Origin of the sequence: Pseudoalteromonas sp. SR43-3, from assembly GCF_014163875.1 — a bacterium.
Lineage (GTDB): Bacteria > Pseudomonadota > Gammaproteobacteria > Enterobacterales > Alteromonadaceae > Pseudoalteromonas > Pseudoalteromonas distincta.
On sequence record NZ_JACJEC010000001.1, the window covers coordinates 142,349 to 157,415 of the forward strand.

General features: G+C 42.4%; 12 protein-coding genes. 3 read left to right on the plus strand and 9 right to left on the minus strand.

The window, feature by feature from the left end; translation table 11 throughout:
* Nucleotides 1-807: 807 nt before the first annotated feature.
* The 9 genes from H5088_RS00580 to H5088_RS00620 all read right to left on the minus strand — a co-directional run bounded on the left by H5088_RS00580 (nt 808) and on the right by H5088_RS00620 (nt 10,615).
* Nucleotides 808-1,689, minus strand: a complete 882-nt coding sequence (locus H5088_RS00580; protein WP_182694627.1) for a LysR family transcriptional regulator — start codon at nt 1,687-1,689, stop codon at nt 808-810.
* 334 nt (nt 1,690-2,023) lie between these two features.
* The gene (locus H5088_RS00585; RefSeq protein WP_002961879.1) at nt 2,024-2,680 is read right to left on the minus strand and encodes a CoA transferase subunit B; all 657 of its coding nucleotides are present in this window, start codon (nt 2,678-2,680) and stop codon (nt 2,024-2,026) included.
* A 14-nt stretch (nt 2,681-2,694) separates the two neighbouring features.
* The gene (locus tag H5088_RS00590) at nt 2,695-3,393 is read right to left on the minus strand and encodes a CoA transferase subunit A (protein ID WP_008135270.1); all 699 of its coding nucleotides are present in this window, start codon (nt 3,391-3,393) and stop codon (nt 2,695-2,697) included.
* A gap of 261 nt (nt 3,394-3,654) precedes the next feature.
* Nucleotides 3,655-4,551: a hydroxymethylglutaryl-CoA lyase gene (locus H5088_RS00595; protein ID WP_182711287.1), complete on the minus strand. Its 897-nt coding sequence runs from the start codon at nt 4,549-4,551 to the stop codon at nt 3,655-3,657.
* Entirely contained in the window at nt 4,551-6,539 is a 1,989-nt protein-coding gene (locus H5088_RS00600; RefSeq protein WP_182751960.1) for an acetyl/propionyl/methylcrotonyl-CoA carboxylase subunit alpha, read from the minus strand. The genes H5088_RS00595 and H5088_RS00600 overlap by 1 nt, the downstream gene beginning before the upstream one ends.
* Before the next feature lie 8 nt (nt 6,540-6,547).
* The gene (locus tag H5088_RS00605; RefSeq protein WP_182751961.1) at nt 6,548-7,318 is read right to left on the minus strand and encodes an enoyl-CoA hydratase/isomerase family protein; all 771 of its coding nucleotides are present in this window, start codon (nt 7,316-7,318) and stop codon (nt 6,548-6,550) included.
* 12 nt (nt 7,319-7,330) lie between these two features.
* Nucleotides 7,331-8,938 (minus strand): carboxyl transferase domain-containing protein, encoded by a 1,608-nt coding sequence (locus H5088_RS00610; RefSeq protein WP_182736441.1) that lies wholly within the window; start codon nt 8,936-8,938, stop codon nt 7,331-7,333.
* 10 nt (nt 8,939-8,948) lie between these two features.
* Nucleotides 8,949-10,124: an isovaleryl-CoA dehydrogenase gene (locus tag H5088_RS00615; protein ID WP_182751962.1), complete on the minus strand. Its 1,176-nt coding sequence runs from the start codon at nt 10,122-10,124 to the stop codon at nt 8,949-8,951.
* Between the two features lie 56 nt (nt 10,125-10,180).
* A complete protein-coding gene (locus tag H5088_RS00620) occupies nt 10,181-10,615 on the minus strand; it encodes a MerR family DNA-binding transcriptional regulator (RefSeq protein ID WP_008135264.1) in 435 nt (144 codons plus the stop codon).
* Nucleotides 10,616-10,945: 330 nt separating this feature from the next.
* On the opposite strand from H5088_RS00620, the gene H5088_RS00625 reads away from it, so the two are divergent.
* The 3 genes from H5088_RS00625 (at nt 10,946) to H5088_RS00635 (ending at nt 15,063) form a co-directional block, all read left to right on the plus strand.
* Entirely contained in the window at nt 10,946-12,127 is a 1,182-nt protein-coding gene (locus H5088_RS00625; RefSeq protein ID WP_182751963.1) for an acetyl-CoA C-acyltransferase, read from the plus strand.
* A 125-nt stretch (nt 12,128-12,252) separates the two neighbouring features.
* Nucleotides 12,253-13,743 (plus strand): CoA-acylating methylmalonate-semialdehyde dehydrogenase, encoded by a 1,491-nt coding sequence (locus tag H5088_RS00630; protein ID WP_033031563.1) that lies wholly within the window; start codon nt 12,253-12,255, stop codon nt 13,741-13,743.
* Nucleotides 13,744-13,905: 162 nt separating this feature from the next.
* Nucleotides 13,906-15,063, plus strand: coding sequence for an acyl-CoA dehydrogenase family protein (locus H5088_RS00635; protein ID WP_182703246.1), 1,158 nt, complete (start codon nt 13,906-13,908; stop codon nt 15,061-15,063).
* The last annotated feature ends 4 nt before the right edge of the window (nt 15,064-15,067 follow it).

A 15,067-nucleotide genomic window follows, 5' to 3' on the forward strand; every position in this document is an offset into this window, starting at 1 on the left:
TTTGCGCCAAAAATAAAAACAGTTCAAGCCAAGTCACCACCTAACTTGAACTGCTTTTTCACACTGACAACATCTTCACACACAATATAAAGATTCTGTTTACTACGCTTTGGTAGCTTTGTATTACATATCATGTGGTTTGTGCCAAAAATAAAAACAGTTCAAGCCAAGTCACCACCTAACTTGAACCGCTTTTTCACACTGACAACATCTTCACACACAATATAAAGATTCTGTTTACTACACGTTGGTAGCTTTGTATTGCATATCATGTGGTTTGCGCCAAAAATAAAAACAGTTCAAGCCAAGTCACCACCTAACTTGAACTGCTTTTTCACACTGACAACATCTTCACACACAATATAAAGATTCTGTTTACTACGCTTTGGTAGCTTTGTATTGCATACCATGTGGTTTGCGCCAAAAATAAAAACAGTTCAAGCCAAGTCACCACCTAACTTGAACCGCTTTTTCACACTGACAACATCTTACACACACAATATAAGATTCTTTTCACTGCTACGTTTGAGTTACTAGAACTCTAAAGGTTGCATTTATTGCTCTTAAGAAACAATTTAACTAAGTTGTTTTGAGCTGATAAAGCAACTTTAATATTTAACTTTATTTTCGACAAACGATAAAAACAAAACCAATGAGTGAAAAAAATTAAACTATAGACTTTAGTCTAATGCATGGTGCTAAGTTTATGTATTTAATTAAAAAATTATTTAAATTTGCAGAGAGGTTTAGACGAGTTCAGTAATACAACATAGAGTAGGTTGTATTACTGAACTCGTCTAATAGGGATTATTCTTGGATTTTTCTAAACGTATTTACAACCCACTTCGCAAATAAATCAAGGGGGTGATTAGGCGTGTTTGATTCGTGCTGCACTAAATAGTATTTATCTTTAGTTGTTAAAGGCTGTTCGAATAACTTGTAAAGCCATTGCTCATCTAGCCAGCTTTGGCTAATAGGCAGTGGAATAAGTGCAATGCCCATGCCTTGCTGCGCTGCACGCGCTACACCAAACATGCTATCTATTTGAATAATCTGCGAAGGAGAAAAATCATCAATCCCTGCTTTTTCGGCCCACTGATGCCAAGCCCAAGGGCGAGCTTTGTGCAAGATTAGCGGAACTTGGTTAAGGGCTTGACGATGATCGTCCCTCCACTGATCGAGCAATTTTTTATTACATGCAGGAATATATTCAAGGTTAAACAACTCAGTCGCTAACCCTTCAGTAGGTTTACCAGAGGACAATACAATAGATAAATCGCTATGACGCGTTAATTCTTTGCGTGTTTTAAGCGTGTCCATTTGCAGGTTTATATTAGGGTGTTCTGAGGTCCACTCACTTAATTTAGGCATGAGTAGTTCGCTGGCAAAAAATTCAGGCAGGGTAATCGTCAAATTTGTATTTTGCTGCATCTGACTAAACTCATTAATGGTGCTCTCTAACATTGTGATGATAGGAGACACAGCATCAAAAAAGTTTTTACCCGCTGTGGTTAAGCTAATTGAACGCGTTTTACGTTGAAAAAGCTCAATACCAAGTTGTTCTTCAAGTTGTTTTATTTGATGGCTTACCGCAGACGGCGTTAAGTACAGCTCATTAGCTGCATGCTTAAAACTTAGGCTTCTTGCGGCAAAGCAAAAAGAGCGAAGGCCACGAATAGGAGTTTGCATGTTTTCCAGAATTATTTAATTTATTGAGACGCCTTACTTAGGCAAAATTTGAACCAACTATTTAATGTTTAAATATCAATAGGTTAAAAATAAAATTAACGCTAGTTCACAAAAAGGGTGCAGGCTATCCACAAAATAGTGCAAAGAATCTAAGCGCTTACATTTAGTTTATATTTGTATTATAGATAAAATTTACTACAGATGTATGAATGACGGTAAAAATAATGACAAAAGATAAAAAAAATCCCTCGTAAGAGGGATTTTGGGTAACTCAGCGCCATTGGCACTGGGAATGAGGTCGGTACAGGGTAAAGCGTTATTTTTAAGCTAGAGCCTAAAAAACCATTTCTGGAACTTCACCATCAACAAGTAATTTACCTGCTGTTTTACTAATGATTTCATCAACAGTAACGCCCGGAGCACGTTCTAATAGATGAAATGCGCCGTCTTTAACTTCTAATACGGCTAAATCTGTTACTATTTTTTTTACGCAATTAACGCCAGTAAGCGGTAAAGAGCAGGCTTCTAATAGTTTAGAGTCACCATGCTTACTTGCATGGGTCATAGTAACAATAATATTTTTCGCGCCAGCGACTAAATCCATCGCGCCACCCATGCCTTTAATCAGCTTTTTAGGGATCATCCACGAAGCGATGTTGCCGTTCTGGTCAACTTCAAATGCACCCAGAACGGTTAAGTCTACATGACCACCCCGTATCATGGCAAAACTATCTGCACTATTAAATATGGCTGCACCTGTGGCTGCTGTCACGGTTTCTTTACCCGCGTTAATCATATCGGCGTCTAGCTCTGCTTTAGTTGGGTAAGGGCCCATGCCTAAAAGGCCATTTTCGGACTGTAACATAACTTCAATATCATCTGGTACATAGTTTGCGACGAGTGTCGGAATTCCTATGCCTAAATTTACGTAGTAACCGTCTTGTAGTTCTTGTGCAACGCGCATTGCAACTTGTTCACGTGATAATGCCATAATTTTGCTCCTGCTTAATCTCGTGTTGTTACACGTTCAATGCGTTTTTCAAAGCTGCCTTTAATAACGCGATTTACAAAAATACCCGGGGTATGAATTTGGCTTGGTTCAAGCTCACCCGGCTCTACAATTTCTTCTACTTCGGCAACGGTAATTTTGCCCGCTGTTGCCGCCATTGGATTAAAGTTCATGGCGGTGTGTCTAAACACTAAATTACCAAAGCGGTCGGCTTTCCACGCTTTAACAATAGCAAATTCACCCGTTATAGATTCTTCTAAAATATACGGGCGACCATTAAACTCTTTTACATCTTTACCCTCAGCCACAGGAGTACCGTAACCGGTTGCGGTGTAAAACGCAGGTATACCCGCGCCACCAGCACGCATTTTTTCAGCTAGTGTACCTTGAGGCGTAAGCTCTACATCAATTTCGCCACTTAATAACTGCTGCTCGAATAGGGCATTTTCGCCAACGTACGAGGCAACTACTTTTTTAATTTGTTTGTCTTGTAATAAAATACCTAAACCAAAGTCATCAACACCACAGTTATTAGATACTACGGTTAAGTTTTTTGTTTGCATGTGCTTAATTTGTTTAATTAAGCCCTCAGGAATACCACATAAACCAAAACCACCGGCGATAATGGTATCGCCGTCTTTTAATCCTTCCATTGCAGCTTCGTAACTAGAAACTACCTTATCAAAACCGGCCATGAGTCTCTCCTCATTGTGTGCTATTTGTTGTTAACTATCTTTAATCATTATTTCATAAGATAACTATTTAACCTGAACTCTGGTTAATAGATTTACTAACATATGAATCAGGGTGATATTTAAATTTATTTTCTCTAGCCAGAGATTTTCAGTGAAAACAAGGCGAATTTACGCGTCAATAGCTGGCCTATTGCAAGTAAATTCAACGCAGTTAGTGCTGAAAATAGCTGCTCGAGATAGATTTATTATCCAGAGCTCAGGTTATTTTGTGTGCAGTGCCACAGATACTTTGCTCACAGGTTGCTTACCAAGTGCTTTGGTTATCTCCCAGCCAGCGTCACTTAACCTTTGTAAATCAATTGAGTGTTCAATGCCAAGCCCTTGCAGTAAGTAAACTACATCTTCGGTGGCAACATTTCCTGACGCCCCCTTAGCATAAGGACAGCCACCAAGGCCCGCAACTGCCGCGTCAACCGTTGCAATACCTAGGCTTAAAGCTGCGTAAATATTTGTGAGCGCTTGGCCGTATGTATCATGAAAATGCACGGCCAACTTGGCTTTATCAATGTGCGTTAAAAGTAACTCGATTAATTGCGTTACTTTTTTTGCGGTGCCAACACCTATGGTATCGCCAAGGCTTACTTCGTAACAGCCTAAATCTAATAGCTTTTGCGATACACTTAGTACTGCTTGCGGGTCAATATCACCCTCATAGGGGCAACCGAGTACACAGCTTACATAACCACGTACACGAATATTATTAGCTTTAGCAAACGCCATTACTTCGCTAAAACGTTCAATACTTTGCTCAATTGAGCAGTTGATATTTTTTTGACAAAACGACTCACTTGCAGCGGTAAATATAGCAAACTCTTTAATGCCAACAGCGTGCGCTGCTTGTGCACCTTTTAAGTTAGGGGTAAGGGCGCTTAAATTTACATTGGGTAAATCAAGGGCTGATATTACATCCGCTGAGTCTGCCATTTGTGGCACCCACTTAGGGGAGACAAACGCGCCCGCTTCAATATCTTTTAAACCTGCAGCACTTAGGGCGTTAATAAGCGCTACTTTATCGGCTGTGCTTACTGTTTTTTCGTTTTGTAGGCCGTCTCGCGCGCCAACTTCAACAATACGTACTTTACTTGGAAAGGCACTCATTATGCACCTTCCTCAGTTGTATCTTCGACAATAGCAAGTAAGGCTCCATGCGTTACTAATTCGCCTTCACCAAAACAGTAGCTTTTTAAAATGCCGTCATGCGGTGCGTTTAGCGTGTATTCCATTTTCATGGCTTCGATAATAACAACCGCATCGCCTTTGGTAATTGTGCTACCAATGTCGATTAAGTGCTTAACTACTGTGCCATTAAGCGGCGCCGCAAGTGGCAGTGCTTCACTTTCGTGCGAACTAATATAATGTTTATCAACTAGTTCAAGCTTAGTTTGCAGTGCTTTATTCATCACTGTCACACTATTGCCTACCGTAGTTACGTGCGCGCTATGTTTTTCACCGTTGATAAATACACTGCACAGATTATTATTTAATGTGCCTTGTAGTTTAAATACATGCTCGTTATGCGTAATACTATAACCCGCTGCTGTTTTTATAGCGCTTAGCTGTAAATCGGCAAAAGGGACTTTAATTGCTTGTGGTGCATTGAGTGTAAAACCACTCAGTTGTTGCCACGGGCTTGCACTGTATTGCGCATTTTGGGTGTTAGTTAGCGATTCTAAATATGCAAAAGCACCAATAAGCTGACTTGCTTGTAATAACGATTCATTAACCGCAACTAACGAATCACCTTGCTCAGCAATAAAGTGTGTGCTTGGCGCACCTTGTTTAAAGGTAGGGTGGCTTGCTAAATTATGTAAAAAGCCAATGTTAGTGCTAAAACCCGCTAAATGAAATTGCTCAAGGGCTTGTTGTAAGCGGCTCAGTGCTTGTTCGCGATTGTCGTCATGCACAATAAGTTTTGCAATCATCGGGTCGTAAAACGGGCTGATTCCGTCGCCTTGTGCAATGCCTGTATCAATGCGTACAAATTCGCTGTTAAGGGGTGTGTGTAGTGCTTCAATAGTGCCCGAGCACGGGATAAAGTCGTTAGCTGGATCTTCTGCGTATATACGCGCTTCAAAGCTATGACCCTGCAATTGAATATCACTTTGTGTCAGTGGCAATGTTTGCCCACCCGCAATATTAATTTGCCAATTGACTAAATCTACACCCGTTACCATTTCGGTCACTGGGTGCTCTACTTGAAGGCGCGTATTCATTTCCATAAAGAAAAATTCATCGCCACAAAGTAAAAACTCAACCGTACCTGCGCCTCTATAATTTATAGCCAGTGCACAACGTACAGCCGCTTCGCCCATTTCTTTGCGTAGTGCGTCAGATAAACCCGGAGCAGGGGCTTCTTCAATTACTTTTTGATGACGACGTTGCAAAGAACAATCACGATCGCCTAAATAAACACAGTTGCCGTGGTTATCTGCAAATACTTGCACCTCAACATGGCGAGGCTGGTTAACGTAGCGCTCTAATAACACTAAGTCGTTACCAAAACCGGCAATCGCTTCACGTTGCGCACCTTGTAGTGCGCTCATAAAGTCTTTTGCTTTTTGTACAACGCGCATGCCTTTACCGCCGCCGCCAAAGGCCGCTTTAATGAGTACAGGGTAGCCAATTTTTTCAGCTTCACTTTGTAAAAAAGCAGGGTATTGTTTATCACCATAATAACCAGGTACTAATGGCACATTAGCAGCTGCCATTATTTCTTTAGCGCGGGTTTTAGACCCCATTGCTTCAATGCTACTTGCTGGTGGCCCTATAAAAGCGATGTTATTAGCTTCGCAGGCTTTAGCAAATTCGCTGTTCTCAGATAAAAAACCATAGCCTGGGTGAATACAGTCAGCGCCGCAGTCTTTGGCAACTTGTAAAATTTTGTCTGCTACTAAATACGAATCTTTACTTGGCGCGGCACCAATATGGTAAGCCTCGTCAGCCATTTTTACGTGCTGGGCATGTTTGTCTGCATCAGAGTAAACCGCGATTGTGGTTAAGCCCATTTGTTTTGCGCTGCGCATTACACGGCACGCAATTTCTCCACGATTGGCAATCAGTATTTTTTGTAATCGTTGTGTGTTCATAATCAATCCTACAGTTGCCAAGCGGGTGAGCGTTTATCAAAAAAAGCACTTAGCCCTTCTTGACCTTCTTCAGATACGCGAATTTTTGCAATACGCTCTGCGGTAAGCTCAATGAGTTCATCGGTAATTTCTTTATTTGCTACATCGTTAATTAATGCTTTTGCGGCTTTTACTGCAACAGGTCCGTTATCAATCAGTGTTTGCAGCATATTATCGAGCGCACAGTCTAAATTACCGGTTACTTGATGAATTAAGCCAAGTTGCTTAGCAGTATGTGCATCAAACACTTCAGCCGTTAAAAAGTACCTGCGAGCAGCGCGCTCACCAATAGCTTTAATAACGTATGGACTAATAACCGCCGGAATAAGACCCAGTTTTACTTCACTTAAACAAAATTGTGCATCGTCTTTACTAAGGGCTATGTCGCAACAGGCTATTAAGCCCAGAGCACCACCAAAAGCGGCACCTTGCACAGCACAAATTGTAGGATGCGGGGAGCTTGCCAATACCTGCATTAATTTAGCTAATTGCATTGAATCAGCTAGGTTATCGGTGTAATTGTTATCAGCCATTGATTTCATCCAGGCTAAATCGGCACCGGCTGAAAAGTGTTTACCTTCTGTTTTTAAAACCAAAGCACGAATATCAAGCGTATTTGCATGTTCAATACACTGGATCAGCTCATGTATTACTTCACTGTTAAATGCGTTTCTTTTTTCTGGGCGACTTAACACAAGTACAGCCACATTAGATTTTGTTATTTGTAGTGTTACTGACATTTTGCGCTCCGGTTACATTCTAAATACGCCAAATTTCGAATCACGTTTTGGTGCGTTATTCGCAGCCGTTAACGCAAGCCCTAATACATTACGCGTATCGGCAGGGTCTATAATGCCGTCATCCCACAAGCGTGCGCTTGCGTAATACGGATGACCTTGCTCTTCGTACTGTTCAATAATTGGCTTTTTAAAATCACTGATTTCTGGCTCGCTCATGGTTTGGCCTTTGCGTGCTAAACCATCTTGTTTAACTTGCGCCATTACACCAGCTGCTTGCTCGCCGCCCATTACCGAAATACGGGCATTAGGCCACATCCACATCATGGTTGGTTCAAATGCGCGGCCACACATACCGTAGTTACCTGCGCCGTATGAGCCGCCAATAAGTACTGTGAATTTAGGCACATCAGCACACGAAACCGCCATCACCATTTTAGCGCCGTGCTTAGCAATACCTTCGGCTTCGTATTTTTTACCCACCATAAAGCCGGTAATATTTTGTAAAAATACTAAAGGAATATTGCGCTGAGCACACAGTTGAATAAAGTGCGCGCCTTTTTGCGCCGACTCACTAAATAAAATACCGTTATTAGCCACTATGCCAACAGGATTGCCGTAAATACTGGCAAAACCGGTGACCAGCGTTTCACCAAAGTAACGTTTAAATTCATCAAATGATGAGTCGTCCACTGTGCGCGCTATTACTTCGCGTACATCAAATGGCTTTTTAAGGTCGGTGCCCACAATGCCGTAAAGCTCGTTTATATCGTAACGGGGTGGTTTTACATCATCTAGAAGAGGGGCCGTAGGGCGTGTATAATTAATACGCTCAATACATTGGCGCGCAATAGACAGCGCATGGGCGTCGTTTTCAGCGTAGTGATCGGCAACACCCGAAATTTTACAGTGCACATCGGCGCCGCCTAACTCTTCGGCTGTTACTTCTTCGCCGGTTGCTGCTTTTACAAGGGGCGGACCTGCTAAAAATATAGTGCCTTGATCTTTTACAATAATACTTTCATCTGCCATTGCAGGTACGTACGCACCACCTGCGGTACATAAGCCCATTACTACAGCAATTTGTGGAATGCCTTTACCCGACATACGGGCTTGATTGTAAAAAATACGACCAAAATGCAGCTTATCTGGAAATACATCATCTTGCTCTGGCAGATTTGCACCGCCCGAATCCACCAAATAAATACATGGTAAGTGGCAACGCTCGGCGATATCTTGTGCGCGTAAATGCTTTTTAACGGTAAGCGGAAAATATGTACCGCCTTTAACCGTGGCATCGTTTGCAATAATCATGCATTCAACGCCTTTAACACGGCCAATACCGGCTACAACGCCTGCACAAGGTATTGCTTGTTCGTACACACCAAAGGCAGCAAATTGCGAAATTTCTAAAAACGGTGAGCCTTCGTCAATTAATGTATTTATGCGGTCGCGTACAAATAATTTACCACGGCCTTCGTGGCGCTCTTTTAATGCAGCGCCTCCGCCTTGGCTAATTGTGGCTACTTTACTGCGTAAATCATCCACCAGCGCTGACATATTTTTATGGTTTTGCACAAACGTTGGGTCGTGAGGATTAACGCTCGATTTTAAAATAGTCATGGTTTAATCCTTAACGGCTTTCTGTGAAAAGTTCGCGGCCAATAAGCATGCGACGAATTTCGGATGTACCTGCACCAATTTCGTATAATTTAGCGTCACGAAGAAGACGACCCGTTGCGTATTCGTTTATGTAGCCATTACCACCTAAAATTTGAATTGCATCTAGCGCCATTTTAGTTGCAAGCTCTGCGGCGTATAAAATGGCACCGGCGGCATCTTTACGGGTGGTTTCGCCTCGGTCACACGCTTTAGCTACCGTGTATACGTATGAGCGCGCAGCATTCATTTGTGTATACATGTCGGCTACTTTGCCCTGAATTAACTGAAATTGACCAATAGGGGTATCAAACTGTTTACGCTCATGAATGTACGGCACCACTATGTCCATACACGCTTGCATTATGCCAAGCGGGCCCGCTGCAAGTACTACGCGTTCGTAATCAAGGCCACTCATAAGTACTTTAACGCCTTCGTTTAAGTTACCTAAAATGTTTTCCTCGGGTACTTCGCAGTTTTCAAATACTAGCTCACAGGTATTTGAGCCGCGCATGCCCAGTTTGTCGAGCTTTTGCGCTGTTGAAAAACCAGGAAAGTTGCTCTCAACAATAAATGCGGTAATGCCTTTAGCGCCGGCGTTTAAATCTGTTTTAGCGTAAATAACTAATGTGTGCGCGTCTGGGCCATTGGTGATCCACATTTTATTGCCGTTTAAAATGTACTTATCGCCTTTTTTTTCGGCTTTGAGTTTCATCGATACAACGTCAGAACCCGCATTAGGCTCGCTCATTGCAAGGGCACCAATGTGCTCACCACTAATAAGCTTTGGTAAGTATTTTTCTTTTTGAGCTTGTGTGCCGTTACGGTTAATTTGATTAACGCACAGGTTTGAATGTGCTCCATAGCTTAACCCTATAGAGGCACTGGCACGGCTAATTTCTTCCATAGCAATAACATGTTCTAAGTAACCTAAACCGGCGCCGCCAAGTTCTTCAGATACGGTCATACCTAGTACGCCCATTTCGCCCATTTGAGACCAAAGTTGATTTGGAAAAGCGTTATCTAAGTCCGTTTTTTCAGCAAGCGGGGCAATCTCCTGACTCGCAAAACTGTTTACGTGGTCGCGGATCATATCGGCGGTTTCGCCAAGGCCAAAGTTCATTTCTTTATATTGTGAAATAGTGCTCATGATTCATTCCTGTGTGACGTGTGTGTTGTCAATGTGTTTTTATTTTAAAAATAAACTTACTCGTCTATTTTATTAAGCGTGTCTCTACAGCGGCGCTCGGCCGTCACCAACTCCATAAGAACAACTTTAATGTCGTCCATTTGTTGAGATAGGTCTGCTTTTTTTTCTGAAATAAGGTCAAGCATAGTAACCAACTGCTTAGCGCTTGATTTATCTGCGTCGTACAGTTCAAACAAACGACCGGTTTCGGCCAATGTAAAGCCAAGGCGCTTACCACGTAATATTAGTTTTAAACGCACTTTATCGCGTTTTGAATAAATACGGGTTTGACCATTACGTTCTGGCGTTATTAACCCTTGGTCTTCGTAAAAGCGAATAGAGCGGGTTGTAATGTCAAATTCTTTAGCGAGTTCGCTAATGCTAAATGTTTGTTCATTACTGGCCGGCATTTTGGCTGAGCTTGCAAAGTTTGTTTGATTATCTGGTTTCATAATTGTATTTACCTCATTCGAATAACTCCAATATAAGTGAAGTTTACGTAAAGGTAAAGCTTGGTGTGATTTGAAACTATTTATAAAGGGATGCTTAAGTGAGGTATTGATTTATATTATTAATATTCAATGGGTTATTTTTATTTTATCAGTGTAGCCTAACCGATGGAAAATAATCCTTACACTTATAAAACTAAAAATTAAGCTGTTTTTAGTTGACGTTGGCGTAAACGTTAGTATTGTGTAAGGGTATTAAATAATAAATGAATACTAAATTAATAGAGCAAATATACTAACAACTATTTGCATATAAATACAATGGAGTTAGTTATGACTTTAGAATCAGTGGTAATTGTAGCAGCAAAACGCACCCCAATGGGTGGTTTTATGGGAGCGTTAAGTGATGCGCAGCCTACCGAGCTTGGCGCTACCGCCATTGCAAGCGCACTTGCACAAACTGGTTTAGCTAATGATGCAATAGACGAAGTAATTATGGGCTGTGTATTACCAGCAGGCCTTGGACAAGCACCCGCACGCCAAGCAATGTTAAAAGCAGGCCTTGCACTTAGCACTGGTGCTACAACAATTAATAAAGTATGTGGCTCTGGTTTAAAAGCGGCCATGCTTGCAAACGATTTAATTAAAGCAGGCTCTATTCAATCTGCTATTGCCGGTGGCATGGAAAGCATGACAAACGCACCGTACTTCATACCTAAAGCGCGTGGCGGTATGCGCATGGGACATGGCGAAATAAAAGATCACATGATGAGCGATGGCCTTGAAGACGCTTACGACAACAAAGCTATGGGTTGTTTTGCACAAGACACCGCCGACGAATACGGCATTGGCCGCGAGCAAATGGATGCGTTTGCATTAGGCTCATTAAGTAAAGCTAAAGCCGCTATACAAAACGGTAGCTTTGATAACGAAGTTGCACCCCATACAATGCAAACACGCAAAGGCGATGTAACAGTATCGATTGATGAGCAACCAGGTAACGCCCGCCCAGAAAAAATCCCTACCTTACGTGCAGCTTTTAAAAAAGACGGCACTATTACAGCGGCTAATTCATCGTCAATTTCAGACGGTGGCGCAGCGCTTATATTAATGAGCGAATCAAAAGCAAAAGAGCAGGGCTTAACACCGCTTTGTAAAATTGTGGCGCACAGCACGCATTCTCAAAAACCAAGTGAATTTACAGTAGCGCCAGTAGGGGCTATGAACAGCGTGCTTGAAAAAGCAGGTTGGGCTGTAAACGACGTTGATCTTTGGGAAATTAACGAAGCATTTGCCATGGTAACCATGCTGGCTATTAACGAGTTAAAACTTGATGAAAGCAAAGTAAACGTTAACGGCGGTGCATGTGCACTTGGCCACCCAATTGGTGCAAGCGGCGCGCGTATTTTAGTAACGCTGATTCATGCCCTTAAAAACCGAGGTCTTAAAAAAGGCATTGCGTCTTTATGTATTGGTGGCGGTGAAGCGGTTGCTATGGCCGTAGAAGCGTATTAACTAGGTATTAAATAGTTATAAGAAAGCTGTACGAATAACTACAAAAGCGCTGCACTAATAATGCTAACAAAGCGGCGCTACCAATTTTAAAAGAGAACACACAACTCACACACTAGGATTTAATCATGCACCAAGTACCACTACTTATAAATGGCGAATTTATTCAATCAGCATCAAAAGAGCTTATCGATGTTATAAACCCAGCAACTCAAGAAGTACTTGCACAAGTGCCATGTACCACAGAATCAGAAATGGACGCGGCAATCGCCTCAGCTTCTGAGACGTTTAAAACATGGAAAGACGTACCTATTACTGAACGTGCTCGCATTATGATGAAGTACGCTGCGCTATTAAAAGAACATCATGATGAGCTTGCTACCATTATTTGCCACGAATTGGGTAAAACATTTGAAGATGCAAAAGGCGATGTTTGGCGTGGTATTGAAGTAGTAGAACAAGCAGCAAACGCACCATCATTAATGATGGGTGAAACAATGGAAAACGTAGCGCGTAAAATCGATACGTATTCTTACATGCAGCCACTTGGCGTATGTGCGGGCGTAACCCCGTTTAACTTCCCTGCAATGATCCCACTTTGGATGTTCCCGCTGGCTATTGTGTGTGGTAACACCTTTATTTTAAAACCGTCTGAGCAAGATCCACTTACACCAATGCGCTTAGCAGAGCTATTTATTGAAGCCGGCGCACCAAAAGGCGTATTACAGGTTGTTCATGGTACAAAACCACAAGTAGACCGCTTACTAGAAGATAAAGCAGTGCGTGCTATTTCGTTTGTAGGCTCGTGTGGTGTAGGTGCTTATATTTATTCTAAAGGCACACAAAATCTTAAACGCGTGCAAGCGTGTGTTGGCGCTAAAAACCACATGGTTATTATGCCTGATGCAAGTAAATCGCACGTTGTAAACAACCTAGTAGGCGCATCAGTAGGTGCTGCTGGCCAGCGTTGTATGGGTATTTCGGTTGCTGTGTTTGTAGGTCAAGCAAGTCAGTGGGTAGATGAAATAAAAGCAGGCTTTAAAAATGTACGCCCAGGCGTGTGGGATGATGCAAACGCGGCATACGGTCCACAAACATCAAAAGCAGCAAAGGCACGTATTTTATCACTCATTGCTGGTGGTAAAGAGCAAGGCGCTACCTGTTTAATTGATGGCTCTGACTTTACGGTTGAAGGGTATGAGCAAGGTAACTGGGTTGGTCCGACGTTATTTACCGATGTAACCAAAGAGATGGATTTATACAAAGAAGAAATATTTGGTCCAGTACTCGCGTGTATGTTTGTAGACACGCTTGATGAGGCAATCGCACTTATTAACGACAGCCCTTACGGTAACGGCACCTCGTTATTTACCTCAAGCGGCGCAGTGGCTCGTAAATTCCAACACGAAATTGAAGTAGGCCAAGTAGGTATTAATGTGCCAATTCCGGTGCCACTTCCGTTCTTTTCATTCACTGGTTGGAAAGGCTCGTTTTACGGCGATACTCACACGTACGGTAAGCAAGGTATTCGCTTTTACACAGAAACTAAAACAATTACATCACGTTGGTTTGAAGACGACATTGCGTCGGGCCCAAACATGAGTATTAACTTAAAATAATCGTAATTAAAAAATGAGTAAATAAAAGAATAATTAATAAAAAAGATGGGCGCGAAGGCTACTTCACACACAACACACACATAAGCCTTCGCCGCTCGTCACAAACTATCCCTGTGACGGGAAACACTAACAACACAACTAACACAATTAAAGAGGTCTACCATGGACTTTAACTTATCTGAAGATCAACAAGCCTTTGCACAAACTGCACGTCAATTTGCCGAGTCAGAACTTGCGCCCCATGCAGCAAAATGGGATCGCGAACATATCTTTCCTAAAGACACGATTAAAGCAGCGGGCGAGCTTGGTTTTTGTGGTTTATACACGCCAGAGGAAGCAGGCGGCCTTGGTTTATCACGTTTAGATTCGAGCATTATTTTTGAGCAGCTTGCTATGGGCTGTACAGCAACAACGGCCATGTTAACTATTCATAATATGGCTACCTGGATGGTAGCAAGTTTTGGTACCGATGCCGTTAAAGACAAATACGTAGAGCAATTAGTCATGGGCGAGTTACTTGCCTCTTACTGTTTAACAGAGCCAGGCTCGGGCTCAGATGCCGCATCACTTAAAACAAAAGCCGTGCTTGAGGGTGATGAGTACGTTATTAATGGCTCAAAAATGTTTATATCAGGCGCGGGCGAAACCGAAGTATTAGTGGTAATGGCACGTACAGGCGGCGAAGGCGCTGCGGGTATTTCGGCATTTGTAGTGCCTGCCGACGCAAAAGGCGTTGAATACGGCAAAGCTGAAGAAAAAATGGGTTGGAACGCACAACCAACACGGCTAATTAGCTTTGAAGATGTGCGCATCCCTGCGCATAACTTGTTAGGCGCAGAGGGCGAAGGCTTTAAATTTGCGATGCAAGGCCTTGATGGCGGTCGAATTAACATTGCCACATGTTCAATTGGTACAGCGCAAGCGGCGCTTAATACAGCCCGTGAATATTTAAAAGAACGTACACAATTTGGTAAACCATTGGCTTCGTTTCAAGCATTGCAATTTAAAATTGCCGATATGAACACCGAGCTTGTAGCTGCGCGCCAAATGGTAAGGCTTGCTGCATTTAAACTTGATAATAACGACGTTGAAAAAACCACTTACTGCGCCATGGCTAAACGCTTTGCTACCGATGTTGGCTTTACTGTGTGTAACGACGCACTGCAAATTCATGGTGGTTACGGTTACATAAAAGAATACCCGCTTGAGCGCCATGTACGTGATGTACGCGTTCATCAAATTTTAGAGGGCACTAACGAAATTATGCGTGTGATTATAGCGCGCCGTATTTTGGCTGAGTCTGCAAGCGACGTTTTATAAGGAG

Excerpts from the sequence above, each read along its gene's own strand:
- H5088_RS00580 (WP_182694627.1), bottom strand. The coding sequence starts at position 1,689 with ATGCAAACTCCTATTCGTGGCCTTCGCTCTTTTTGCTTTGCCGCAAGA.
- H5088_RS00585 (WP_002961879.1), bottom strand. The coding sequence starts at position 2,680 with ATGGCATTATCACGTGAACAAGTTGCAATGCGCGTTGCACAAGAACTA.
- H5088_RS00590 (WP_008135270.1), bottom strand. The coding sequence starts at position 3,393 with ATGGCCGGTTTTGATAAGGTAGTTTCTAGTTACGAAGCTGCAATGGAA.
- H5088_RS00595 (WP_182711287.1), bottom strand. The coding sequence starts at position 4,551 with ATGAGTGCCTTTCCAAGTAAAGTACGTATTGTTGAAGTTGGCGCGCGA.
- H5088_RS00600 (WP_182751960.1), bottom strand. The coding sequence starts at position 6,539 with ATGAACACACAACGATTACAAAAAATACTGATTGCCAATCGTGGAGAA.
- H5088_RS00605 (WP_182751961.1), bottom strand. The coding sequence starts at position 7,318 with ATGTCAGTAACACTACAAATAACAAAATCTAATGTGGCTGTACTTGTG.
- H5088_RS00610 (WP_182736441.1), bottom strand. The coding sequence starts at position 8,938 with ATGACTATTTTAAAATCGAGCGTTAATCCTCACGACCCAACGTTTGTG.
- H5088_RS00615 (WP_182751962.1), bottom strand. The coding sequence starts at position 10,124 with ATGAGCACTATTTCACAATATAAAGAAATGAACTTTGGCCTTGGCGAA.
- H5088_RS00620 (WP_008135264.1), bottom strand. The coding sequence starts at position 10,615 with ATGAAACCAGATAATCAAACAAACTTTGCAAGCTCAGCCAAAATGCCG.
- H5088_RS00625 (WP_182751963.1), top strand. The coding sequence starts at position 10,946 with ATGACTTTAGAATCAGTGGTAATTGTAGCAGCAAAACGCACCCCAATG.
- H5088_RS00630 (WP_033031563.1), top strand. The coding sequence starts at position 12,253 with ATGCACCAAGTACCACTACTTATAAATGGCGAATTTATTCAATCAGCA.
- H5088_RS00635 (WP_182703246.1), top strand. The coding sequence starts at position 13,906 with ATGGACTTTAACTTATCTGAAGATCAACAAGCCTTTGCACAAACTGCA.